We start from the raw sequence: 25,962 nt of genomic DNA on the forward strand, positions 1-25,962 counted from the left end.
CATTAAAAACAAGGTATCCGCGAGTTTTATCTGGCAACAAAATAAAAACATCAGAGCGATTCAGGAAAACTGTATGAAACATCAGCTAATTGTTACATTTCTCGGTGCTGATAAAGCCGGGATTTTAGGTGAAATAGCCTCTTTGGCTTGTTCCCTAAATTGTAACATCTTAGACAGTCGATTAGCGCATTATGGACAAGACTTTTCTTTCAATATGATTCTAGAGGGCTCTTTGCCTTCCATAACCAAAGCAGAACTCAATTTACCCTCATTAGCACATAAACTTGATCTGTTATGCATGGTAAAGCGTACCAAGCACCACACCAAGCAGCATCTCGTACATCTTGCCGATGTGGAATTTAACGGCTGTGACGCTGTGGGTATAATTAAAGATATGGCGACGCTGTTTACCCATCACGGCATTCACATTAACGCATTTCGTCAAAAAACAGTTGAGGTTACCCCAGAGGAAGTGCGGGTTGAATGTAAAATGGTGGTGAGCATGCCGCAAGAGTTATCAATCGAAACTATTGAACCCCTCTATAACGACTTTATAGAGCAGCATAACTTGCAAGGTTCATTCAAAGAAAAACACTAGGAATAAGCATGAATATTATTTCAGAGGGACAACCCGTTCCCCACTTTACCGCGCTTGACCAAAACGGTGAGACTGTTGATTCTTCGAACTTTAAAGACAACAAAACACTCATTTATTTTTACCCTAAAGCCATGACACCGGGCTGCACTGTTCAAGCTCAAGGGCTAAGAGACAGTAAAGCTGAGCTAGACGCCAAAGGCGTTAAAGTATACGGAATAAGCATCGATCCAGTGAAACGCTTAGGAAAATTTATCGAGCGAGACGAACTTAACTTTGACCTGCTTTCTGATGAAGATCACAGTGTCGCCGATAAATTCGGTGTCTGGGGTCCCAAAAAGTTTATGGGCAGAGAGTTCGATGGCCTGCATCGCATCAGTTTCTTAATTAACAAAGAAGGTGTGATTGAAAAAGTCTTTAACAAGTTTAAAACCAAAGACCATCACCAGGTGGTATTGGACTACCTGAACGCTTGATTTTTGTGACTTAACAAAAAGCCGTATCTTATGATTCGGCTTTTTCCGTTTCTGCGCTCAGTACCGGTGAAGACCAGGCATTGGCTAACGCTTTTACAAGCGTTGCCAATGGAATAGCAAAAAATACGCCCCAAAAGCCCCACAAGCCACCAAAGAACAACACCGCAATAATGATATACAGGGGATGTAGGCTAACCGCCTCAGAGAACAAAATTGGTACCAACACGTTGCCATCCAGTACTTGAATAATGCCGTAGGCAATCATCACGTACCAAAATTCAGGACTAATTCCCCATTGAAACAACGCCACCACGGCAATGGGAATCGTCACCACAGCGGCTCCGATAAATGGAATGAGCACAGAAAAACCCACTAAAACCCCAAGCAATACTGAATAACGCAAGTCCATCAACAGAAAGGTCACAACGGAAACGGTTCCGACTATAATGATCTCGATCACCTTGCCACGGATATAATTTACAATCTGTTGATTCATTTCCTGTCCCACCTGCACGATGAGGCGTCTTTGAGTGGGTAAAATTTGGGAGATTTGGGCCACTAATTGCTCTTTGTCTTTGAGCATAAAAAACACCATTAATGGCACCAGAATGAGATAAATCAACAATGCAGCAAAGCCAAATATCGAGCTGAATGATGCCGAAATAATGCGCTCTCCCAGAGATACCAGCTTTTCATCGACACCCACTAATAAAGTTTGAATTTGATCGCTCTTCACCATTGTGGGATAAGCCTCTGGCAGCCCCGTTAGCCATACTTGCGCTTTCTCCCAAATTGCAGGTAACTCCGTAATTAAATTTACACTTTGTTGCCAAATAGTGGGCACAAGTCCCAACATGACGAGAAATGAAACCCCAACAAAGGTCAACAAAACAAGGGTACTGCCCCAATTTCTTGGCATATTCATTTGTTCCAGTTTTGCAACGGGCCAATCTAATAAATAAGCTAAGACTACGGCAACGATAACTGGGGTGACCATGCCTCCCCAAACTAACAGGAATACCCCAGAAATGACTAATAAAAGCAATAACATAGCAGCGTCTGGATCGGAGAACTTCCTCTCATACCAACGACCAAAGACACTAAACATATTCCGCTTTCCTTAAATTATGAATTTTCGAAGCATATTAGCAGAGGTAATCTGTTAAAACGAGATTTGCATGATATAGTCAGGTTTTATCAGGAATACTTATCAACTTAGGAAGTCAGTGTGAGCGAGCGAGTCACCTTAAAGTCGATTACTCAAGAAAAGAAAAATCAAAACTGGGGGGAAATACCGCCTTTTTTCCACCTCGTATCTAGCGCCATCGCAGAGATGGAAGGGATGAATGTACACGGCTTTGACAATGCCTTTAAGCAGATTGTCAAACGTTCTAACTGGAATTTAAGACGCTTAGGCGGTGAAGAAAAACTCAGTGGTGAAATCGTCGTCGAACGCAAACCCAAGTTAGTGGTGCATCGTCGTTTTGTGGGAAATAATTACGAAATCCACTGTATGCCTGAAATAGATGATGAACCAGTTGTGCTGTACACCAAAAACAATGTCAATATCGACTTTAAGGTTTGGGATCCCAGCACCATGCAGTGCTTGATTAAGCTGCCGGATTTCATCGAGTTTATTCGCTATGCTTATACCCGTGGTGATGATATTGATAAGAAGCTGGTGCGCTATGCATCGCTGATTATTGATAATATTTTAAAAGACCTTGCAACTGAAATAGATATCATTGGTCTAAAAGGTTACTCCGTAAAACACATTATCGAGCGGATTGAAGAGGAAGGCTCAACAGCTTGAGCAACAACTTGTCAACCAAACGCGTTAGTCATCGTTTAATAAACGCTAGTTTTCCAATTACTGAAGTACATTAATGTCCCTATGATGAAATTTTACTGTTTCCTGTTTTCCTTTTTGTTCACTACGGTTGCCGCACAAACAAACTCAGACAGAAATTCCCTCCCTGAGATTGGCGTGGTTGCCTCAGATGCAATCAGTATTGCAAAGGAAATGGAAATCGGTGAAATCATGATGCGTCAGCTACGTAATCAGAGTCCGATAATTTCTGATCCCGTGCTAGATGAATATATTAATGATATCGGTAATCGACTGGTGGTGAACGCCGAAAACGTCAAGTTTCCTTTTGAATTCTTTTTAATAAACAACAAAGATATCAACGCATTCGCCTTTTTTGGTGGTCACGTTGGTGTGCATACAGGATTAATTTATCAAGCGGATAATGAGAGCGAACTCGCCTCAGTGTTAGCCCACGAGATCAGTCACGTCACACAACGACATATCGCGCGAAGAATAGCGGCACAAAGTAAGGCGGCTCCGTTAGCACTCGCCAGTATGCTGGGTGGCATCTTATTGGCTATGGTTGATCCTGAAGCGGGCGTTGCCGCTATTTCCGCTTCACAAGCGGCCTCATCGCAGTTTGGCATAAATTATACTCGCTCAAACGAGCAAGAAGCTGATCGCGTGGGTTTTGATATGCTAGACAGGAGCGGTTTTGACGTTTCTGGCGCTGCGTCTTTTTTCGGGAAATTAGTAGAAAAAAGTCGCGGTCAATCTAAACAGTTAGCCTTCCTGCAAACTCACCCTTTACCAGAATCTCGAGTTTCTGATGCAAGAGCGCGACAAAGCTACTACCGCAACAAAAATTTGGCTCCAAACCTCTCATTTCATCTGGTTAAAGCCAGAATTCAGGCGCGCTATATGTACGATCCAGAGTATAATATAGCGGACTTTCAGGCCGCTCTAAAAAGTACTCAAGGTACAATACAAAAAGGCAAACGTTATGGACTTGCACTTTCGTACCTCGCCAATGAACAACCTCAAATGGCAGAAAAAACACTGGAACCCCTACTCAAAGAGGAGCCAGAAAACTTGTTCTATATTGATTTAGCAACTGACATCGCTTTAGAGCTAAAGCGTTATGATATGGCTATCAACAACTTGCAAAACTTATCAAACAAAATTCCCAGAAACCAAGTCATCAGCCTCAATCTGGCTAATGCGCTGATTAAAAAAGGCAACTACGATCTTGCCACCGAAGTGTTGAGTGATTATCTATTGGTGGATCCAGACCATGCCTTGAGTTACCAGTTATTAATTGATGCCCTCAGAAATCAGCGGTCATTCTTGCAAATGCACCAGGCGAAAGCCGAATACCTGGTATTGTTAGCAGCCTATCCCAATGCCATTGATGAGCTGCACACCGCCTATAACTTTGCTAAGGACAACAATCTTGAGCAACAAAGGATTAGGGCCAGAATTGAACAACTCAGACAACAGGAAAAGCGCATTAAATCACTGTAGTTGTTTGATTGCCTGCACAAGGCTGGACTTGGTTTGCTCTCCCATCAAGCGCTCTCTAACTTTACCTTGAGAATCAATGATGTAAGTGGCTGGCAATGCTGAAGGTTTTGGCATTGGTAACTGCGGCTGTAATTCCGCACTAATTATCGGAAATTGCATGTCATACTTTTTGCGAATACCCTGCATTTGCTCATCGTTTTCACCATCGTAACTGATAGCGAAAAGCTTAATACCTGATTCAAAATAAAATGAATTAAGCTCCGGCACCTCTTTCAGACAAGGTGCACACCACTCAGCAAAATAGTTAACCACCACCCATTCACCCTGCAATTCCCGCCAGGACCATGTCTCGCCATCGATGGTTTTAAAATCTGACTTTTGATTTTGGAACATAACCACACCCGCCACCATAGCTATCACCCCGGCGACGAGGATAAGAATATTTTTATTCAATGCTGATCCCTTTGAACTTTCTCGTTAAAATAGCTTACAAGCTATTAATACCATTTGCTATAACAAGGATTAGCATGTCAAAAGTTACAATGTTACACAACCCAAGATGCAGCAAAAGCAGACAAACTCTGGCTTTGCTGGAAGAGAAAGGCATAACAGCAGAGGTAGTTGAGTATTTAAAAGAGCCGCTAACAGCAGCACAACTATCTGAGCTGAAATCAAAATTGGGATTGGATTCGTTTTTGGCAATGATGCGTACCAAAGAAGCTGAATTCGCTGAAGCGGGGCTGAGCAAAACTACATCCAGTGAAGAACAATTGCTGGAAGCCATGGTGCAATATCCAAAATTATTAGAACGCCCTGTCGTAATTACAGAACAATCCGCCCGTATAGGCAGACCACCAGAGCAAGTTTTAGAACTATTCTGATGAGTTTTATTCTGGTCCTTTATTACAGTCGCCACGGCGCCACCAAAAAGTTGGCGGAAAAAATCGCCATGGGGATCGAAAGTGAAAATGTGGAAGCGAGATTACGAACGGCAAACACAGAGCCCTCAAGCGATGAATGCTCCGTTGTGGTTGAGCGGGACCTGGAGCAGTGTATAGGACTGGCACTTGGCAGTCCTACCCGTTTTGGACAGATGGCATGGCCTCTGCAGAAATTCATTCAAAGTACATCCGCGCAATGGTTGAAAGGAGTATTGGAAGATAAGCCAGCCATCGTTTTTACCTCCAGTTCATCTATGCACGGTGGACAAGAATCCACCCTGTTAAGTATGGCCCTACCACTACTCCATCATGGCATGGTACTCAGTGGCATCCCCTATTCGGCACCAGAATTACATCAAACCACAACGGGAGGCACACCTTATGGTGCCAGTCATGTTGTACAAAACGAATACGCTGACAAACTCAGCGATGATGAAAAAAAACTCGCTTTCGAATCTGGAAAACGTTTAGCCAGACTCGCGCGCAAACTAAAAGAGTAAATAATGTCTGAAACTCCAACAGTAGTACCAATGTCTCCGCGAACAAAACTATATCGTTACCTGGCCCTCATCGGTTATTTCGGATTATTTTTGTGGACTATTATCTGGCACTTCTTCGTTAGTAAAGAATACTCAACCCTTTTTATATTTTTGTTATGGGTTCTGCCTTTATTGTTTCCCTTAAGAGGCCTACTAAAAGGCACGCCATACACTTATGCTTGGGCTAATTTTGTTGTAATGATTTATTTTTTACACGGTCTAACAGCTATATACACAGAAGATGTCTGGTGGTACGCCGCCATTGAGTTACTTTTTGCAACACTTATGTTCATTGGCTGCTGTTATTATGCTCGTGGCAGAGGGCGAGAACTCGGCCTGAAACTAAAAAAACTATCTGAATTGACCTAACCAGATAAAGGAAATCGCTGAATGAAACTTATACCTTACATTTCCGCATTGTTTTTGCTTTCAGCTTGTGGTGGCTCAGGTGGAGGCACTACCGATACTCCTCCAGTGCAAAATCCACCTCCGGTTACCCCCGTTTCCTTGAGTATTGAGGGTGACAACGAAGCCGCAACGCAACAATCAGTGGCGTTGATTGCGCTGCTTGACACTGACGGTGCCGGATACAGCTATTCTTGGCAGCAGGTTTCGGGTGATCCAATTGCCTTGCTTACAACTGATAGTCAGGTATTGAGTTTTGACGCCCCGGCAGCAGGCGAATACAGCTTCCAGGTAAATGTTTCTGATGCAACAGGCGCAGCATTATTAAGCGAAACTCAAACCTTGACAGTATCCGCTGAACAAGCGAATGCCACAATCAGGTTAGATCATGCAGTTTCTGAAACTGCAAAGGTATCATTACGTGCAGATGCGCTTCCAGAGCAATCGATTACCAGTATCAGTTGGCAACAAATATCAGGTGTTAATGTACCTCAATCAAATTTTACTGAGAGCTCTGACGATAACTTCTTGTTTTTTGACGCCCCTTCAGTCAGCTCTGACCAATTACTGCAATTTCGCGCCACCATGACTTTAGATAACGGCGAGAATGTCAGCGATGATGTATACGTCTTGGTTAAGAATGTTACAAGCAGTGAAGATGGTTTCTTCCCTGACTCTGCAGGTCGTATTATCACCACCGAAATGCGTCCCTATAATGTAAATTCGCCCTACGCCCAAGCACTTGAAAACTGCGTGTATAACAACACAGTCAGCAATTCATGTCGCTTCTCCACCCTGCCCTTAATTGGGCAGCAAACACTGAATCCTGGTATTGACGATATCATGGACAGAGTTTATGTATCACATCAATGGATGGGCGACCGACTCAAGGATTACCTGGAAAACTCCGTCGCCGCCGAAGATATGTTCGCGCTATTTAGAGGAGTCACGGCCATTGTGATCTCCTACGAAGTACGTCCGTCTTTTTATTGGGTAGCCACCGGCGCAATTTATCTTGATGCCAATAACTTTTGGGTAACCCCTCAAGAACGCGATACACTAAACGATCAGCCGGATTTTCGCAGTGCCTTCGGTAACGATCTACAATTTTTCATGCCATGGCGTTATGTTAAGGATGGTGAAAGTTACTTGAGTCGTGCCAATTATCCACAATCGCAACGTTTATCCCGTTCCTTTGCGGATGTTGAGGCAGATATCACCTGGTTGTTGTATCACGAGCTGGCCCACGCCAATGACTTTTTCCCACCCGATCGCTGGGCAAGCATTCCATTGAGCTCTGACCCCATCAGCTACTTTAACCTGATGCCTGCTGATTCCAGCAGCTTCTCCCAATTGTATCCGCTGAACTCTGAAGAGCTCAGAGCTCTGGCACAGGTGAGCTTCGCTGGTGAGACAGCAACGGCAGCGCAGCGCAACACCACAGACCAACAAGCGGCAGACTTGTTTTCGCAAGATAACGCAGCAATGTACTACAGTTATTTAACGGTAAGAGAAGATTACGCCACCTTGTTTGAGCGCTTTATGATGGCATATCGCTTTGGTGCTGAAGCCGATACTGCCGTCATGAAGGTGGTAAATGACAATCCAGATTTACTCGTAACCTGGGGACAGCGCTCCAGAATAAGCGACAACAAATTAACCAGCAGAACTCGACAAGTGGTGCGCAATATATATCCGGCAATTGATGTAGATACGATCCAACCGACACTTCCAGAAGCCAAATTAATGGTACCGGGGTTAAGCTGGCAAGAAAACTTGATATTGTCGGGAGAGCGTGCAGGTAAAAATACCAAGAAGGGAGACGCAACGGATCCACTGTATCAAGGTGTGATGCCAGATTATATGTTGCACTACCAACACCACGGCAGACCTGAGCTCAAAAGCAAAGACTAATTTATTTCCAACACTTCCTTGGCAAAAGGAATAGTGAGTTTGCGCTTGGCCTGCAAGGAGCTTTCATCGAGTTTCTTCATGGCCTGCGTCAAAGAGTGTAAATCACGCGGCAATCGGGTTATTAGAAAATTAGCCAGCTCTTCAGTCATTTGCAATCCGGCATTAAATGCCAAAGCTTTGAGTAGCTCTAAACGTTGCGGGTCGTTGATAGGCGCAATACTCATACATTGCCCCCAAACCAGTCTCGACGCTAAATCTGGGAGCCTGAAAGACATCAGTTTTGGCATTTTTTGAGCGGTTAATATGATTTGCACACTGCCTTTTTCCAGGATTCGGTTTATCAAATCAAATACCGCGATCTCCCACTCCTTGTTCAGCAAAATGGCATCGATATTGTCAATACACACCAAATCACAGTTCTCCAAACCTTCCATCATGTCTGGTGTCAGAACATCGGCGGTATCCAAATCCACGTATACCGCAATCTGCTGATTGTCATTAGCAAGGTTGCAGCACGCATTGAGTAAGTGGGTTTTACCATCACCACTGCCACCAGTTACAAAAGTGATAACAGACTCAGCGACTTCTCCTAATGAAATACCGCTTAAATGTTCCACTAACTCTTCATTACCATCAACGATGAAATTGTCGAAGGTATGAAACTCAGAACTTGCGAAGGGTAAAGCGAGCTGCCCGGTCACTGTAGCCATAAGAACTCCATATCATCTGTCACTCGACCAAAAGCATCTGTTTTTTGGGTAATCTTAGCATCTAACTGTAAGGTGTTGAGTAAATCACTTTGCTGTCCGATTAAATCCAATCGGAATCTGGCAACTTCCCCGGAGATATCTAATAATTTAACGCTGTTAACCATCGCTAAAGAAGAGAGAAAACGGGTAACGGTAACGTAGGATTCAAGGGAATCCAGATTAATGATTTTCATTTCCACACTGGTTTGAGTCAATTCTCCAGTTGCCTCTACTGCATATTGCTCTGCAAGTCTATCGGCAATCATATCTACGAACTTTTGTAACACCTCAGTTTCACTTTCAGCAAACCAGGTACCTTCTTCAATGAGATCATTGTTGAGTAGTTGCCAATCCAGTTGCCATGCCATTTGTAACGGCACTTCTTGCTCAGCCAAAGACATTTTGCGTCGGTCATATATCCTTGCTGAAACTAAATTATCATTGGGGTAACGCTGGCTGGCCTGTTTAATAACCGTATCAAAACGCCCCCACACATCAAATACGTGCACCAACTCTGCATCTTCTATGTCCATCAGAGGAAAACTAACAGGAATGCCTCTGGAATCGGCCATCGCATCGACTTTCTGTTTAACGGGACTAACGGATGTGGCAGAAACAATGACCCTGTCACCATCTTCCTCAAGATAAGCCAGCCACATTAAGGTATCTGGTCTTCTTTTCCCCCATACTGGTCGACCTGATTGAGCAAGCAGTTGATTGATTTTGTCTTCATCGAAACTGGCAATTATGTAGCTACCTTCGGCCGTGCTTTCAAAGCGAAACGATTGAATGAGATCCCTGGCGGAGTTCCTCATCGCGATAATTTCGGGCGATGTAACGATATCCTGACTACCGCTCACTTTAATCAAAACCTGATTAAAACTGTTTCTGATAGCGTCGTTTTGTGCCGCAACTGTTTGGCTCGCTACTAAGACCCTGGTCTCATAGAGATTATCAATCACAGCAGCCCTCGCCATCATTGGCAAAGTGAACAACAACGCGAAGCACAGATTTCTCATTAGCAAAGGTTTAGATATCTTTTTTATTTGAAGTAAGGTTATTCTCGCGGAATATGACTTAAAGATCATCCCTCAGTTTACATATTCCATTCGATTGCTCATTTTCAAAGCAATTAGCAACGACAAATCGGTATTCAAAATGCACTTAAATTGATAACATTAGCGCCAATTTTTTCCACATCCAGAGTATCCGTTTTGAGCAAAGAATCCTTAAGTTACAAAGATGCAGGTGTTGATATTGATGCAGGTAATGAACTTGTTGAGAGAATTAAATCTGTTACGAAAAAAACCCACCGTCCCGAAGTGATGGGTGGCTTAGGTGGTTTTGGTGCACTTTGCTCAATTCCTCAGAAATACAAAAATCCCCTGTTAGTCTCCGGCACCGACGGCGTTGGTACCAAACTTCGACTGGCAATGGACCTCAACAAACATGACAGTATCGGTATCGATCTTGTGGCCATGTGTGTCAATGACCTCATTGTTCAAGGTGCTGAGCCATTATTCTTCCTGGATTATTACGCCACAGGTAAGTTGGATGTCGACATTGCAACGGAAGTGGTAACCGGCATTGGCACTGGCTGTGAATTATCTGGCTGTGCCTTGATTGGTGGCGAAACAGCAGAGATGCCAGGCATGTATCACGGCAATGATTATGATGTCGCCGGTTTTTGTGTTGGCGTGGTAGAAAAAGACGACGTTATCGATGGCAGTAAAGTAGCGCCAGGCGATAAACTGGTGGCACTTGCCTCTAGTGGTCCGCACTCCAATGGTTTTTCATTGATTCGCAAGATTCTGGAAGTGAGCCAATCTGATACCACAGAAATGCTACAAGACAAAAGCGTCGCAGATCACCTCTTAGAACCCACCCGAATCTACGTTAAAAATACCTTAGCTGTACTACAACAGTACCAGGTTAATGCTATTTCTCATATTACTGGCGGTGGTTTTTGGGAAAACATCCCCAGGGTTCTTCCTGATGATGCGAAAGCAGTGATAGATGAAAGCTCCTGGCAATGGCCCGCAATCTTTAGCTGGTTGCAAGAAAAAGGCAATGTAGAAACCCATGAGATGTATAGAACCTTTAACTGCGGTGTAGGCTTATTACTGGCGGTTCCAGCTGAGCAAGCTGAGCAAGTGGTCAATGCCTTCTCAGAACTGGGTGAAAATGCCTGGGTGATTGGTGAAGTAGAAAAAAGAGATGCCGCTGATGCTCAGGTAGTTATCCGCTGAGCCACTCAAAATGAAAAAACGTATCGTAGTTTTGATCTCCGGTAGTGGCTCGAACCTTCAAGCCATTATCGATGCGGTAGAAAGTGGTCAGATTAATGGCGAAGTTGTAGCCGTAATCTCCAATAAGGCGGATGCTTTCGGTTTAAAGCGTGCTAAAAAACACAATATTGAACATTGTGTTATTAACCACAAAAACTACCCAGACAGGGAAAGTTTCGATGCGCAGTTGCAAACCAGCATAGATCAATTTGCACCTGACATTGTGGTACTAGCCGGGTTTATGAGGATCTTGACACCTTGCTTTGTTACGCACTTTACCGGTAAACTTATCAACATCCACCCTTCTCTGCTGCCCAAATTTAAAGGCCTGGATACCCACCAAAGAGCCTTAGATGCAAAGGAGCAGTATCATGGCGCATCAGTACATTTTGTAACACCTGAATTGGACGGGGGTCCTGTTATTGTTCAGGCTCCTGTTGCTATAGTAACGGATGAAACCGTTGATACATTGAAAGGCAAGGTCCATCAGGTAGAGCACCAAATCTATCCCCTTGCAGTGCAATTGCTCTGTGAAGATAAAATAACAATGACCAATGAAGGTGTTCATTATATGAACGAAATGCTGCCACAAAGCGGAATAATCCATGAAGTTAAGATTTAACTACCTCGTCAATGTTGTCGCCTCGTTGTTACTGATATCAGGTCACGCCGTTGTAGCACAAGAACCTTCAGCGACAATTGCAGGCTCCGAGGCAAAAGTAGTGAACGCAGTTGAACAGCTCAAGCCATTTTTCGCCAAATACACGGCCTACAGAAATGGCAGCGACATCGGCCATGCTGTGATGTCACTGGAAAAAGCAGAAAGCGGCTATAAACTTTTTTATCAAAGTGATGTGTCCATATTCTTTCTCTCTGATACCCGTTCAGAAACCAGCTACTTTAATATAGTTAATGGCGAATTTGTTCCGCACACATATTCGTACTTGAGAGAAGGTACAGGCAGAGACAAGTCCTTAGATTTAACCTTTAATGACGATAAAACAATAACAATCAAAAATCGTAAAAAACAGGCCAGCACCATCAACTGGCAAGGCGAATGGGATAATCAACTATACCGATTTGACCTGCAGCGCCAGTTAAAACAGGGCGTAACCGAAACCCGTTACAGTCTGATTAATTATCGTGGAGAATTGAAGACCTATGGTTTTGAAGTGGCTAGCGAAGAAGTGCTTAAACTGCCTTTCGGAAAACTCAATACCATCAAAGTTAAAACGATCCGCAATAACAACCGCCGGGTGACCTGGTCGTGGTTTGCTCCTGATCTCAATTACCAATTGGTGCGCTTACAGCAATTCAAGGAAGGTGACGAACAAGGCGATATCCAGTTGTCTGAATACCGTGTAAGTGAATAAATAATAATTTTTTGCAAGCATAAAAAAACCGGTACATGGATACCGGTTTTTTTGTTTTCAGTTGAGCTGAAATCAGATTATTTGCTGGCAATATACTCGTCAACAAACTGTGCCAACACATCTAAAGGCACCGGCCCTTGTGCTAACACCACATCGTGGAATTCACGAATATCAAACTTGTCACCCATTTCTGTTTTGGCTTTTTCACGCAACTCTATTATTTTGTTCATACCAATCTTATAGGCTGTAGCCTGACTGGGCAGTACAATGTGGCGCTCAACCATTTTCACAGCATCCGCTTTCGCATTAGGTGTATTGCTTACGTAATAATCAATACCTTGCTCGCGAGTCCACTTCATCGCATGGATCCCCGTGTCTACAACCAAACGACACGCTCTCCACAACTCCATGGCTAAGCGACCAAAGTCAGAATACGGATCTTCGTACAAGCCAATCTCTTTCGGAACTAATTCGCTGTATAAGCCCCAACCCTCGGTATAGGCGGTGTAACGACCAAACTTTCTGAATTTGGGAATACCTTGCAGTTCTTGTGCGATGGCAATCTGCATGTGATGCCCCGGGACACCCTCGTGGTATGCTAAGGCTTCCATTTGGTAAGTTGGCATCGACGCCATGTCATACAAATTTGCGTAATAAGTACCCGGACGAGAACCGTCCATTGAAGGTTGCTGATAAAATGCTTTACCCGCCGACTTTTCGCGGAAGGGCTCTACCGCTTTAACGATGAGATCTGCCTTAGGCTTGGTAATAAATAATTCATCCAAACGTGCCTTCATGTTGTCAATGTAGGCAGTTGCTTCATCAAGGTAACGCTTACGTCCTTGCTCATCAGAAGAATAGATAAACTGGTCGGCTTCGCGCATGTATACAAAGAACTCTTGCAACGTGCCATCAAATTCCACTTTTTCCATGATCTCACGCATTTCATCGTGGATCCTGTCCACTTCTGAAAGGCCGATTTCATGAATTTCTTTTGCCGTAAGATCAGTTGTTGTAGTTCTTGCAAGGGCATTGTTAAAAAACGCTTCACCTTCCGGGAATTTCCAAACACCATCGTTAGTGTCAGCGCCCGCTTCTATTTTTTTCAATCCAGCGATAAGATTTTCATAAGCTGGCTTGACTGAATCAACTAGTGCTTTTTTAGCGTTATCCAATAAAACCTGTTTTGCCGACTCATCTATCTCTAATCCGGCTACTTTGCCAGAGAAGTCAGCCCATAGAGTACTATTCTCACCATCGTCAAACGGCGCGCCAGTAATGATATTTTGGCTGTCATTGATAACATAAGGATAAACAAATTTGGGGGCCACAATTCCTTTCGCAACACGAGTGTTTAAGTTTTCTACCAACTGTGCGAATAAAGCAGGTAAACCGTTCAAGCGGGAAATGTAGGCTTCGGCATCGGCCACATCAGAAATGCGGTGTTGATTGATAAGAAGCGATGCCACAGAAGAGTGCAAACCAAACATTTGATTTACCGGGTAGTTGTAATGACGCCATTTAAAATCATCAATACCGCGCTGTAATTGTTGTTCCATAAGCTGCCAGCTTAACTTAGTTTGCGCATCCAGTTTCGTCACATCAATGGCTTTTACTTTTGCCAGTTGCTTTTTAGTTACCTCGAGATCTTCCAGTTCTCTTTCCGGAGACAAATCATCCCATTTATCCTGGTCAGTCTTAATGCCTAAATAAGACTGATACATTGGCGAACGCATCACATTTTCCATGAAAATTTCATCAAAAAGCTGATTGGCTTTTTCAGACTCAGAGAGCGCTTGTGCTTCTGGGGCGGCTGCAGCGGTTTCAGGCTTGGAAGTTTGTGTGCTGTTGCTTTGCGCACATCCACCGAGTAAAAGCGCCAGTGATACTGCCATTGAAATGGACTTTAACTGCTTCATATTTCCCTCGAATTTATTTTGGTAATAGGGGTTTGGGTTTTTACACCCTTATTTTCTGCCGTACAGGTCGGTTACAGCGCACTCACAACAGTGAACTCGCTGTTGTTTACAGCAAAGTTCCAGAATGAGCTTCTGTTTTAAACCAGAACAAACTTTACGCTTTTGCACTGTTAAAGATCAACTCCCCTTGTTTGAAAAGTAAAAACTCACCTGTGCCCATTTTTTGCCAGGTTTCGTCTCCGGTAAGAGGCTCGGTTGCAATCACAGACACTATATCATCGGGTGTGGTTTCTTTTTGAAAGTCGATTACCCAATCAGTATCTATTAATGTCGCTTTGCCAAACGGCGCACGACGAGTAATCCAATGCAGTTTAGAGGTGCAATAAGCCATTAAATAGACGCCGTCAGAAAGCAACATATTAAATACGCCCAATCCTCTCAGGGTCTCAGCTTGTCTGGCAATAAAGCGAAACACGGTTTGCATGTTTTTGGGTTTGGTGGGGTATTTTTGGCGCACCTGATCCATCAGCCAACAAAAAGCCAGCTCACTGTCTGTATTACCGACAGGTTGATATATTTCCGGCTTTAATAGCGACTTGTAATTACTTAGTTGTCCGTTGTGGGCATAGGTCCAATGCCTGCCCCACATTTCTCTTATAAAGGGATGTGTATTTTCCAGTGCAACTTTGCCGCGATTAGCCTGACGAATATGGCTTATGACGGCACGAGACTTGATAGGGTAAGATCTGACAAGTCGCGCAATTTCAGAATCACAACTGGGTAAAGGATCTTTAAAGCTGCGACAGCCCTTGCCTTCGTAGAAAGTGATGCCCCAACCATCTTTATGGGGACCTGTGCGCCCGCCTCTCTCTAACAGGCCACAAAAACTAAAACATATATCTGTTGGCACATTTGCCGACATTCCTAAGAGTTCACACATAACAGACAACAACGGTTTACGATTTTTTACGATAAAAAATTCAAACACCTGTTTGAATTTTGGAATTTATGCTATAAATTAAACATCTCGTTTACATTTAATTTAAGGGCAAACCTATCATACTGCCCTATGGAGCCATTATGAATTTATTAATATGGTTTTTTGCTTTAGCAGTTTTACTCGGAGCATGTAGCTATCTGCGCATCAAACTGTTTCACAGTACAGCGCTTATCGCAGCGTTATTCGCGTTCGGAACATTTTTCGATGTTGTCGGCCTGTTAGGCTGGCTGGCGTTTGCTGCCGTTGCAGTTCCGCTTAACTCTGCAGGTTTAAGACAGCAATACATCACTGCCCCTGCGCTTAAGCTTTATCGAAAAATCATGCCTGAAATGAGCAAAACTGAGCAGGACGCAATAGACGCAGGTACAGTATGGTGGGATGGTGAATTGTTTAGCGGTAATCCCAACTGGGAAACCTTGCACAATATTCCCCAAGCGCGTTTGTCAGCAGAAGAACAAGCATTTCTCGACGGACCTGTGGAAACTGTCTGCGGTATGATTGATGAATGGCAGGTTAATCACGAGCTGGCAGACCTTCCGCCTGAAATCTGGCAATACCTGAAAGACAATAAATTCTTTGCCATGATTATCAAAAAAGAATTTGGCGGCCTTGAGTTCTCAGCTTATGCACAATCACGCGTGTTACAAAAACTTTCCGGAATGAGCACTGTACTGGCCAGTACGGTTGGCGTCCCTAATTCCCTCGGCCCCGGTGAGTTATTACAACATTACGGTACTGACCAGCAAAAACAACAGTACTTACCTGCCCTTGCGCGAGGCGAAGAGATCCCCTGCTTTGCCTTAACCAGTCCAGAAGCGGGTTCTGATGCCGGTGCAATACCTGATCAAGGCATTGTATGTAAAGGCCAATGGAACGGTGAAGAAGTAATAGGCATGAAGCTCACCTTCAATAAGCGTTACATTACTCTAGCACCGGTTGCGACAGTTGTTGGCCTGGCGTTTAAGCTTTACGATCCTGAAGGCCTGCTTGGCGATGAACAGGATATTGGCATCACTTGTGCTCTTATCCCATCAGATACCAAAGGGCTGGATATCGGCAACCGCCACTTCCCATTAAATGTGCCTTTCCAAAATGGTCCGATTCGCGGCGAAGATATCTTCGTTCCGCTAGACTACATCATCGGTGGCGTAAAAATGGCAGGCCAGGGCTGGCGTATGCTGGTGGAATGCTTGTCAGTTGGTCGCTGTATCACCCTGCCATCCAACTCAACTGGTGGTGTGAAAACGATGGCGTTGGCAACAGGTGCCTATTCCAGAATTCGTCGTCAATTTAAATTACCTATTGGTAAAATGGAGGGGATCGAGGAAATGCTGGGTCGTATCGGGGGCAATGCTTACCTGATGGATGCCGTAACCAGTATGTCCACTAAGGGTGTCGATTTAGGCGAAAAACCCTCCGTTATATCCGCTATTTGTAAATACCACTTAACCGAGAAAATGCGCCAATGCGTTATCGACGCAATGGACATTCACGGCGGTAAAGGCGTTATGTTAGGGCCAAATAACTATCTGGGCAGAGGCTATCAAGGCGCACCGATTGCCATCACGGTAGAAGGTGCCAATATCTTAACCCGAAACATGATGATTTATGGTCAAGGTGCCATGCGCTGCCATCCGTTTGTACTCAAGGAAATACAAGCCGCAGCTATCAAAGACAAAGACCAAGCACTACAGGCGTTTGATGAAGCCTTGTTTGGTCATATCGGCTTTGCTATCAGTAATACGGTACGAAGTAAGTGGTTAGGCTTTAGTGCTGCTAAGTTTATCAGCACGCCATATAAAGACGAAACACGCCCCTACTATCAATCACTCACGGCATTCAGTGCCAACCTTGCAATGCTGTCTGATATTGCCATGGCCTTGTTAGGTGGAGAGCTTAAACGCAAAGAACGTATTTCGGCGCGCTTAGGCGACATCCTGAGTTACCTGTATGTGGGCTCTGCAACCCTTAAACGTTTTGACGATGAAGGTCGTTTAAAAGAAGACTTGCCTTTGTTGCACTGGGCCATGCAGGATACCTTGCACAAAGCTGAAATGGCTATCGTAGACCTACTGGACAATTTCCCTAACAAGGTGGTTGGCCGTATCTTGAAGTTTATGATGATGCCCTGGGGTCGTCGTCACAAAAAACCTTCAGATGCATTGGAGCACAAAATTGCATTGATGCTGCAAGCACCAGGTAATGCCAGAAGCCGACTGGGGCACGGGCAGTACTTCACGCCTACCGCCAACAATGCTATTGGTAAAATGGAGCAAACCCTGAAGGATATCCTGGATGCTGAACCCATCTTTGATCGCATCTGTCAGGCTGCCAATGAAAAACTTCCCTTCACGCAGCTTGATAAAGCGGCGGAAAAAGGTCTTGAGCTATCTGTCATCAATGAACAGGAAGCGGCATTGTTGAAACGCGCTGAAGCGGGAAGACTAGAAGTGATTAACGTAGATGACTTCGAACCTGAAGCGTTACGAGCGGGCGCAAATAAACCGCGAACACGGGCCAAAGCCAAGGCCGCTTAAAGCGATATTGTCACTGATTTAAAACGGTCCTTTCAGGGCCGTTTTTTTGTTTTGGGTCTTTTATACCAATTCCAGTAAACATTTACCCAACTCAGTGGGAGATGAAAAGCATTTAGACAAGACGGATGTTTAAAGGTCTAGTGGGTCTAAATCAAAAACATCCAACACCGTATAAATGCTTTTCAGCCCCATCGAAGACGCGCCTCAGAAACATTATTTCTTTGTTGTGCGAAGTTCACAAGACCACCAGTATTCTCTCATTCGCACGTCTCGAACTAATGTCTCAGAAGCTGCGCTGAGTGTGCAAATGTTCATTGGAATTGGTATTACTATAAAAATTCTTTTTAAATAACCTAAACTTAGGCGATACTAACAGCACTAAGTGTCCAACAAGTCAATTGACCTACCGGAGTTTAGGTATCGTTAATTGAACGATCAGCTTTATATGAAAGGTGCGGTAATGCACGAAGATGATTTTCCAGATACCCGTGATTTCGCCAAAATTTTGGTGGTGGATGACGATCAGATAAATTTAGAGACCATTACTCATACCCTCGAATACTATGGTCATAATGTCTTTCCAGTTGAAGATGGCGAATCAGCCTTAATGGCAGTTACCGAGTTCTGTCCAGAGCTTATTATTCTTGATATCAATATGCCAGGCATGAGCGGCCTTGAAGTTTGCCAGCGTCTGCAAACTGATCCTAATACCAGTAAAATCCCAATAATATTTTTAACAGGCAGCAAAACAGACATCAACAAAGCCTTTGAGCTAGGTGGCGTAGATTACATTGTAAAACCCTTCAATACCCATGAGGTATTGGCGCGTGTTAATGTGCATGTACGAATTAGTTTATTGCTAAATACCTTGGCCGATACCAATGCAGCTTTGGAAAAAATTACCGGCAGTCTGGAAGAACAAGTAAAAGAGCGCACTCGAGAACTGGCGCTGTCCAATCAAAAATTGACTGAAGAAATCGCAGAGCGTCAAAAACTGCAAAATAAATTAGAGCAACTTTCTCGCTACGACATGACCAGTAGTTTGCTCAACAGAATTGCCATGGAAGAGCAGCTGGATTTCAAATTGCTGGAAAGTCAGATGCTAGAAGACTTTACGCTTTTTTATCTTTACATCGATGTCGACCAGTTCAAAGTCATAAACGATACCTGTGGTCATGCGGCAGGTGACCAACTCATCAGAAATCTCGCTGAATTGCTGAAGAAAATAACCCTGGAAGAAGAAGTTATCGCACGTATGGGCGGTGACGAATTTTCCATTATCTACAACAGCAAAGACATTGAAACAGCGAAACTCCGGGCAATTGCTATCCGCAAAGCCATCAACGATATGCATTTTGATTGGGAAAAAGAGCATCTGTTTATCAACGTTAGTATGGGACTGGTGGAGCTCAACGCCGAATTCCAGGACGCTAACCACATAATGAGTGTCGCAGAGAGGCTCTGTTTTGAATCTAAATCTCAAGGCGGTGGTGAACTGCTCATCTACGAGCAGGAAAAAGAAACCGTGCGCAATAATACACGCGCAGTAAGGTGGGTACCGGTCATCCAACAGTCCATCGAACAGGACAAATTTACTCTGTTCGGGCAAGGTATTTATACCACTAACTCCTCACAACGCGCCAAATTCGAAGTATTGTTGCGCATGCAAAGCAGTGGCTCAGACTTAATCCAACCGGGACAATTTATTAATATTGCAGAGCAATATCACTTAATATCTGCCATAGATCACAAAGTGCTGTCTAAAACATGTGAAATGATCAATCAAAACCCCGACTTTTCAGGCCAACTAGCACTGAACATTTCTGGTGAATCAGTATACAAAGCCAGTTTTGTTGAACAAGCTTATGATACCATCCAGCAAAGTGGTATTGATGCCAGTAAACTATGCTTTGAAATCAACGAATCATCGGCGCTGACAAACCTCAATGCCACCCGACGCTTTATCGAGCGACTCAAAAATCTTGGCTGTACTTTCGCCCTCGATGACTTTGGTACTGGCACATCCTCTTACGGATTTTTACGAGACCTGGATGTTCAATACGTAAAAATAGACGGTAGCTTTATTCACAAGATTGGTTCAGAAAAGATCAGCCGCATGATGGTGGAATCCATTGTTGCCATAGCACGCGAAAACAACATGCAGGTGATCGCTGAAGCGGTAGAAACCGACGCGATGCTAAAAGTACTGAAGGAAATAGAAGTTGATTACGCCCAGGGATTTTTGTTGCACAAGCCAGAAGCTCTTGAAAATCTGATAAAACGTCAGCACTAAGGTGTGAACAGCAGGAACATAATTTGATTGATATGAGTGAAATTTTGCAACAAAAGCTAGAACAGTATCACGAATATTTCACCATCAAACATGCGCTGAAAGTAAACTTATCGCTCATGCCAGAGGACTTTGAATTACCAGAGCTGAGCGACTTGGGCCACCACATGCCCTACGCATTCAGAATGGCAAGTGAGCTGGCTGACATAGAAACAAAAGCACTTAGACCCTTGAGGCACTTAGGTGAACACGCCAGGGAATTAGCGGACTTTTTAAATCATCAATCGCGCAAAATCGATCTCATGATGTCCTATATCTTGCATCAGCAAGACAACGAAGAAGAGCGCTTTACCACGATCGAATTTGGTGGTGCAGGACTTGCCATTAAAAGTACCACGCAAATGACACCCGGTGAGGTTTATCAAGTTAAAATATTTATCGAAGAAGAAGCTTGCGCGGTTTTTTGTTATGCTGAAGTGATCCAATGTGAGTCAATAGACGAAGAGCATTATCGAGTCGCATTGTTACTCAACCGAATAAGAGAGCAAGATCAGGAACTTCTGGTTCGATCCAGCCTGCATCTTCAAACGCGACATCTCAAGAAACGAAACGAACAAGCTAAGTAGTTACCTGCTAAAAATCAAATGCAAAATACAATTTTCTCTCCCCAGCTACCAGTTAAAGCTGGTGAACAGCGTTACTGGTGTAATCTATCTGGCAGCTCCCCTGCTCTGGCTATCGCGAACACCGCACTGCAAACTGATAAACGAATTATTGTGGTTACCTCAGACTCTCCAGCGGCGCTAAAGCTGGAACGAGAGATTAAGCACTTTATCAAACACAGTGATATTCGAGTAAGTGTCTTTCCCGATTGGGAAACCCTCGCTTATGATTCATTTTCACCGCATCAAGACATCATATCTCAGCGCCTTGAAACCCTGTATGAATTGACCCAACCGGGTAAAGATATCTACATACTGCCAGTGACTACCCTACTGCAAAAAATAGCCCCTGTAGAATATCTTGGGAAATATGTTCTGTTTCTAAAACAAGGTCAAAAACTGGACATTGAAGCATTCCGCAATCGTCTTAACAGAGCTGGATATAGTGCGGTAAATCAAGTGATGGAGCACGGGGAATTTTCAGTTCGGGGCAGCATAATTGACTTGTACCCGATGGGTACCTCCAAGCCCCTGCGTCTGGATTTATTTGATGACGAAATTGAAAGTATTCGCGAGTTTGATCCAGATTCACAACGTTCTGGTGAAAAGCAAAACGATATCCGTTTGTTACCAGCCCATGAATTTCCCATCAACAAACAGGGCATTGAGCAATTTAAGGAAAATTACAAAAACCGTTTTGATGCAGCTTTAGGCAAGGGTTCCATTTTCCACGATGTTAGTTCCGGCGTCATGCCTGCTGGGATTGAATATTATCTGCCTCTTTTCTTCGAACATACCGCCAGTATTTTTGATTATATTAGCCAGGAAACCTTGTTCGTAACACAAGGTGATATCAATCAGGCTATGGACTTTTTCCTTGCTGATGTGGGTGCCAGATACGAACAACATCGATGGGATCCATTAAAACCCTTATTGCCACCCGAAGATTTATTTCTTCGCGTGGAAGAACTAAACCACGAAATAAAACAGTGGCCCAGGATCAACCTCAGCCATGATGCCGCAGATAACAAAAGCGGCGTTGTAGAGTACCTGGTTGAAAAAATTCCTGACATTGCTATCAACGCACAACTGAAAACTCCCTTTGCCAATTTAAAAGCACAATTAAAAACCTGGCAAGAGAATGGCACAAAGGTGTTGTTTTGTGCTGAGACTGCTGGTCGCAAAGAAGCCTTACTGGAGTTATTAGCTGAAGCTGAAATTAAGCCGATTTCCTTTAACCACACAGATGCCTTTTTAAGTGCTCATGAGTCTGTCGGTATCTGCATAGGTTATGTCGATAATAGTTTTGTTATCGAAGGTTCAGATGGCTCATTGGCGTTTATTACCGAAACTGAATTATTAGGCCAAAAAGTCAGCCAACGACGATTGCGTAAAAAGCATACGGCAACAGATGAGTCAGCGGTAATCCGAAACCTGGCAGAGTTGCAGCCCGGACAACCTGTGGTGCATATTGAACACGGTGTTGGTCGTTATTTGGGCCTACAAACCTTGGATGCCGGTGGTGTTACTACTGAATATCTCACCATTGAATATGCTAAACAGTCAAAGTTATACGTTCCTGTTGCATCGCTACACCTGATCAGCCGCTACAGTGGTGGTAACGAACAAGCCCCATTACATAATCTAGGCACAGATACGTGGAGTAAAGCGCGACAAAAAGCGGCCGAAAAAGTGCGTGACGTAGCCGCTCAATTGTTGGAGGTTTACGCACAACGAGAAGCTAAACCTGGTCAAGCCTGCAAAATAGACTGGCAGGACTATCGCCAGTTTGCAGACAGCTTTCCGTTCGAAGAAACCGATGACCAGCAGCAAGCCATTAATGCCGTCATTAATGATATGGGCTCAGCCAAAGCCATGGACAGATTGGTTTGCGGTGATGTAGGTTTTGGTAAAACGGAAGTTGCCATGCGGGCTGCATTTATCGCTGCAAGTCAGGGAAAACAAGTTGCAGTATTAGTGCCTACAACCCTGCTTGCACAACAGCATTACGAAAACTTCAGAGACAGAATGAGCCAATGGCCTTTTCAAATAGAAGTCATGTCGCGTTTTAATACCAGTAAAGAGCAAAAACAAGTATTGGCGGGCATTGCTGAAGGTAAGGTAGATATCGTAATTGGAACCCACAAGCTGATCCAAAAGGATGTCAAATTCGCAGACTTGGGCTTATTAATTATCGATGAAGAACATCGCTTCGGTGTACAACAAAAAGAAAAAATCAAAAGCTTACGGGCGGAAGTGGATATTTTAACTCTCACTGCGACACCAATACCACGAACTCTTAACATGGCCTTAAGTGGCATGCGAGACCTGTCGATTATAGCGACACCGCCAGCAAAGCGACTTGCCATAAAAACCTTTGTTAAACAGCGGGATAAGGCCTTGATCCGGGAAGCTGTGATGCGCGAAATTTTGCGCGGTGGACAAGTCTATTTTCTACATAACGAAGTAGAAAGTATTGAAAGAACAGCCAGTGAAATATCTGAAATAGTGCCAGAAGCTAAAGTTGCTGTGGCGCATGGTCAGATGCGGGAAAAAGAACTGGAACGGGTCATGTCTGACTTCTATCACCAGCGTTTTAATGTACTGGTGTGTACCACCATTATCGAGACAGGTATCGATATCCCGTCGGCAAACACTATTATCATGGACAGAGCTGATCATCTGGGCCTGGCCCAACTGCATCAGTTGCGTGGCCGTGTCGGTCGTTCTCACCACCAGGCTTATGCCTATCTGCTTACGCCGCATCCAAAACGCATGACCAAAGACGCCACCAAACGTCTTGAGGCCATTGCCCAATCAGACAATCTCGGCGCTGGTTTTGAATTGGCCACCCACGATTTAGAAATCCGTGGCGCAGGTGAACTCCTTGGCGAAGAGCAATCCGGGCAAATTACCACAGTAGGATTCAGTTTGTATATGGAGATGCTGGAAGAAGCTGTAGAAGCACTTAAAGCCGGTAAGCAGCCGTCATTAAACAATCTTATGGCGCAACATACTGAAGTTGAATTGCGATTACCTACACTGCTTCCAGAAGATTACATAGCAGACGTTAACATTCGCCTGTCTATGTATAAGAAAATTGCATCTTGTAAAGACAAAACGGCCCTGAAAGACATTCAGGTGGAATTGATTGATCGCTTTGGCATGTTACCGCAGGCCACCAAGAACTTGTTCAAAGTTCATGAGCTTAAATTGAAAGCCAAAAATATCGGCATCCAAAAGATAGATGCCAATGCACAAGGTGGTTTCGTGGAGTTTGGTGAGCAGACGAATGTTGATCCAGGCTTTATAATCCAGTTAATTCAATCAAAACCCGATGTATATCGTTTTGATGGGCCACAGAAGCTCAAATTCATGAAAGCAACGACAGATGCTATTCAGCGGCTGGCGTTTGTTGAGGGACTGGTTAATGATTTTAATCGGCAACAAAAAGTTGCTTAAGCAGCTGGGTAACATCAAACTGTTCGTTTAGAATGTCAAAAACACACTATCAGGAAGAAAAATTGCGCAGGGGAAATACCTTTAAATGCTTGCTTGGTTTATTGGTTGTGGCCACTTTGGAAGTGCAAGCGGCACAGCCGCGCGATCAGGATCCTTGGTGGTTTGAAATAGAAACCATTGTATTTGAGAGAGCAGTTAGCCCTGATGAAATTGAGGAGCAATTTCCACTGGAAGCCCCCCACATAGCAACTGATGACTTGCCAGATTTTATCACAGCAGCCCTGTTGCCAGATTTTGACCTTTTACGGCAAGGTGCCAAAACCTGTTTAGCAGAGGATGACTCTCCGCCCTTACCTGCACAAACGGCAAAATACCCAAAACTCCTGGATGTCTCCAATCTGCATGATTTGGCAAAGGAACTTGAAAGTGCAGAGACTGGCATATCCGAGGCGTTATTGAGTTCAAGCTTGTTGTCGCAGCCTGCGTGGATAGTGGAAAATAAGCCCTCTGAGATCTGGCAACAACGAATAGACACTTTTCTCACTGATTTAAACACTGAATACAGTGACTGGAAAACCCAATACACCCCCTCTGTTTATTACCAGCAACAGACAAATTCTCATGAGCAAAACGCTGAGTTAGTAGAACTACCAGAGACGCTTTATTGTCAATGGCCCGCTGAGCAATCCTTGTTCAGGGTTCCTGAAATTGACAAACTACGCAACTACGCTTTTTTACCAGAAATCCCTTCTGTCATCGATGGTATAGAGCAGCCCTATTCAGAAGTTGCTTATGCCCTGCCAGCAGAGCAGCTGCAACTTAATAAGCTGCGCAGGGATATCAATAGAACCAGGGGGTTAAACGTATTGTTACATACTGCCTGGCGCCAAAATGTCATCGTCGGAAGAGAGAACGCTCCTTGGTATCGACTGGTGGCTGGCAAAAACTACAGCAAAGAATATAGTTTTGCCGGATTGCCTCTGGAAGCTCAGGACAGTAGTAGCGAGACTGAAACCAAAACACTGTTTGAACAGATCAAAGCCATACTGGATGCCAATGTTGCAGAAAACAGTCAAAGAAGCTTGATGCCGCAGCAGTTGTTAGACTTGCGGGCATCACCATTAAATTCAGTACAAAACGAAGTGTGGGAGCTCGATGGCAGATTAAAAATATTCATCGAATATTTAGGCCGCACCCCCTATTTGCACCTGGATAGCGATTTAAACTTCCGGGCACCCGTTTATATTGACTGGCAGGAGCAAGAAGCTGCAGAGGGTGCGCAAACAAGCACAGACACATCTATCGCTAGCAATGCAATTTCGCCAGCGCCCAACTTTTTACAAACCTTTCACTTCGACCAATTGCGCAGAATGATCAGCACAGAGTTGCACTATTTTGATCATCCATTATTTGGAATGGTAGTTCAGATACGCCGTTATCAACGCCCTGAACCACCTGAGACCGATTTATCAGAATAA

22 protein-coding genes are annotated in these 25,962 nt (G+C 44.1%); 16 read left to right on the forward strand and 6 right to left on the reverse strand.

Annotated elements, in window-relative coordinates:
- The first annotated feature begins 73 nt into the window (after window positions 1-73).
- A complete protein-coding gene (locus ACXAGP_RS00495; protein ID WP_475258890.1) occupies window positions 74-598 on the forward strand; it encodes a glycine cleavage system transcriptional repressor in 525 nt (174 codons plus the stop codon).
- 8 nt (window positions 599-606) lie between these two features.
- A complete protein-coding gene (bcp, locus tag ACXAGP_RS00500; RefSeq protein ID WP_475258891.1) occupies window positions 607-1,071 on the forward strand; it encodes a thioredoxin-dependent thiol peroxidase in 465 nt (154 codons plus the stop codon).
- Between the two features lie 28 nt (window positions 1,072-1,099).
- Here the strand turns inward: bcp and ACXAGP_RS00505 are convergent, their stop codons facing one another.
- The gene (locus ACXAGP_RS00505) at window positions 1,100-2,179 is read right to left on the reverse strand and encodes an AI-2E family transporter (protein WP_475258892.1); all 1,080 of its coding nucleotides are present in this window, start codon (window positions 2,177-2,179) and stop codon (window positions 1,100-1,102) included.
- A gap of 120 nt (window positions 2,180-2,299) precedes the next feature.
- On the opposite strand from ACXAGP_RS00505, the gene ACXAGP_RS00510 reads away from it, so the two are divergent.
- Entirely contained in the window at window positions 2,300-2,884 is a 585-nt protein-coding gene (locus ACXAGP_RS00510; protein ID WP_475258893.1) for a hypothetical protein, read from the forward strand.
- An 81-nt stretch (window positions 2,885-2,965) separates the two neighbouring features.
- Entirely contained in the window at window positions 2,966-4,405 is a 1,440-nt protein-coding gene (gene bepA, locus ACXAGP_RS00515) for a beta-barrel assembly-enhancing protease (RefSeq protein ID WP_475258894.1), read from the forward strand.
- Here the strand turns inward: bepA and ACXAGP_RS00520 are convergent.
- On the reverse strand, window positions 4,397-4,858 hold the full coding sequence (locus tag ACXAGP_RS00520) for a TlpA family protein disulfide reductase (protein WP_475258895.1): 462 nt from the start codon (window positions 4,856-4,858) through the stop codon (window positions 4,397-4,399). The genes bepA and ACXAGP_RS00520 overlap by 9 nt on opposite strands.
- A gap of 74 nt (window positions 4,859-4,932) precedes the next feature.
- On the opposite strand from ACXAGP_RS00520, the gene arsC reads away from it, so the two are divergent.
- From arsC to ACXAGP_RS00540, 4 genes are read left to right on the forward strand one after another with little or no spacing between them, the layout of a single operon-like run.
- Window positions 4,933-5,286, forward strand: a complete 354-nt coding sequence (arsC, locus tag ACXAGP_RS00525) for an arsenate reductase (glutaredoxin) (protein ID WP_475258896.1) — start codon at window positions 4,933-4,935, stop codon at window positions 5,284-5,286.
- Window positions 5,286-5,846, forward strand: coding sequence for a flavodoxin family protein (locus tag ACXAGP_RS00530; protein WP_475258897.1), 561 nt, complete (start codon window positions 5,286-5,288; stop codon window positions 5,844-5,846). The genes arsC and ACXAGP_RS00530 overlap by 1 nt, the downstream gene beginning before the upstream one ends.
- Before the next feature lie 3 nt (window positions 5,847-5,849).
- Window positions 5,850-6,254 carry a DUF2069 domain-containing protein gene (locus ACXAGP_RS00535; protein ID WP_475258898.1) on the forward strand — a complete coding sequence of 135 codons (405 nt, stop codon included), beginning with the start codon at window positions 5,850-5,852 and terminating at the stop codon, window positions 6,252-6,254.
- 21 nt (window positions 6,255-6,275) lie between these two features.
- Complete coding sequence (locus ACXAGP_RS00540; RefSeq protein ID WP_475258899.1) at window positions 6,276-8,204, forward strand: PKD domain-containing protein; 1,929 nt, start codon at window positions 6,276-6,278, stop codon at window positions 8,202-8,204.
- On the opposite strand, the gene hda is transcribed toward ACXAGP_RS00540, so the two are convergent.
- Together hda and ACXAGP_RS00550 are read right to left on the reverse strand one after the other, a co-directional pair.
- Window positions 8,201-8,914, reverse strand: coding sequence for a DnaA regulatory inactivator Hda (gene hda, locus ACXAGP_RS00545; protein ID WP_475258900.1), 714 nt, complete (start codon window positions 8,912-8,914; stop codon window positions 8,201-8,203). The genes ACXAGP_RS00540 and hda overlap by 4 nt on opposite strands.
- Window positions 8,902-9,915 (reverse strand): DUF2066 domain-containing protein, encoded by a 1,014-nt coding sequence (locus tag ACXAGP_RS00550; protein ID WP_475258901.1) that lies wholly within the window; start codon window positions 9,913-9,915, stop codon window positions 8,902-8,904. Before ACXAGP_RS00550 ends, hda begins: the two co-directional genes overlap by 13 nt.
- Before the next feature lie 252 nt (window positions 9,916-10,167).
- On the opposite strand from ACXAGP_RS00550, the gene purM reads away from it, so the two are divergent.
- Genes purM through ACXAGP_RS00565 form a run of 3 tightly spaced genes read left to right on the forward strand, consistent with a single transcriptional unit; the run spans window position 10,168 to window position 12,614 of the window.
- Window positions 10,168-11,202, forward strand: a complete 1,035-nt coding sequence (purM, locus tag ACXAGP_RS00555; RefSeq protein WP_475258902.1) for a phosphoribosylformylglycinamidine cyclo-ligase — start codon at window positions 10,168-10,170, stop codon at window positions 11,200-11,202.
- A gap of 10 nt (window positions 11,203-11,212) precedes the next feature.
- Complete coding sequence (gene purN, locus ACXAGP_RS00560; protein ID WP_475258903.1) at window positions 11,213-11,863, forward strand: phosphoribosylglycinamide formyltransferase; 651 nt, start codon at window positions 11,213-11,215, stop codon at window positions 11,861-11,863.
- Entirely contained in the window at window positions 11,847-12,614 is a 768-nt protein-coding gene (locus ACXAGP_RS00565; RefSeq protein ID WP_475258904.1) for a DUF3108 domain-containing protein, read from the forward strand. The genes purN and ACXAGP_RS00565 overlap by 17 nt, the downstream gene beginning before the upstream one ends.
- Window positions 12,615-12,691: 77 nt before the next feature.
- Here the strand turns inward: ACXAGP_RS00565 and ACXAGP_RS00570 are convergent, their stop codons facing one another.
- Together ACXAGP_RS00570 and ACXAGP_RS00575 are read right to left on the reverse strand one after the other, a co-directional pair.
- Window positions 12,692-14,533 carry a DUF885 domain-containing protein gene (locus ACXAGP_RS00570; RefSeq protein WP_475258905.1) on the reverse strand — a complete coding sequence of 614 codons (1,842 nt, stop codon included), beginning with the start codon at window positions 14,531-14,533 and terminating at the stop codon, window positions 12,692-12,694.
- Between the two features lie 154 nt (window positions 14,534-14,687).
- Window positions 14,688-15,473 (reverse strand): class II glutamine amidotransferase, encoded by a 786-nt coding sequence (locus ACXAGP_RS00575; RefSeq protein ID WP_475258906.1) that lies wholly within the window; start codon window positions 15,471-15,473, stop codon window positions 14,688-14,690.
- Between the two features lie 140 nt (window positions 15,474-15,613).
- Between ACXAGP_RS00575 and fadE the strand changes: the two genes are divergently transcribed.
- The 5 genes from fadE (at window position 15,614) to ACXAGP_RS00600 (ending at window position 25,962) form a co-directional block, all read left to right on the forward strand.
- A complete protein-coding gene (gene fadE, locus ACXAGP_RS00580; protein WP_475258907.1) occupies window positions 15,614-18,070 on the forward strand; it encodes an acyl-CoA dehydrogenase FadE in 2,457 nt (818 codons plus the stop codon).
- 427 nt (window positions 18,071-18,497) lie between these two features.
- Window positions 18,498-20,363: a two-component system response regulator gene (locus tag ACXAGP_RS00585; protein WP_475258908.1), complete on the forward strand. Its 1,866-nt coding sequence runs from the start codon at window positions 18,498-18,500 to the stop codon at window positions 20,361-20,363.
- Window positions 20,364-20,395: 32 nt separating this feature from the next.
- On the forward strand, window positions 20,396-20,986 hold the full coding sequence (locus tag ACXAGP_RS00590; RefSeq protein WP_475259496.1) for a PilZ domain-containing protein: 591 nt from the start codon (window positions 20,396-20,398) through the stop codon (window positions 20,984-20,986).
- Between the two features lie 18 nt (window positions 20,987-21,004).
- Complete coding sequence (mfd, locus tag ACXAGP_RS00595) at window positions 21,005-24,484, forward strand: transcription-repair coupling factor (RefSeq protein ID WP_475258909.1); 3,480 nt, start codon at window positions 21,005-21,007, stop codon at window positions 24,482-24,484.
- 32 nt (window positions 24,485-24,516) lie between these two features.
- Window positions 24,517-25,962 carry a CsiV family protein gene (locus ACXAGP_RS00600; RefSeq protein ID WP_475258910.1) on the forward strand — a complete coding sequence of 482 codons (1,446 nt, stop codon included), beginning with the start codon at window positions 24,517-24,519 and terminating at the stop codon, window positions 25,960-25,962.

This window comes from Planctobacterium sp. AWM4_229 (assembly GCF_056160305.1).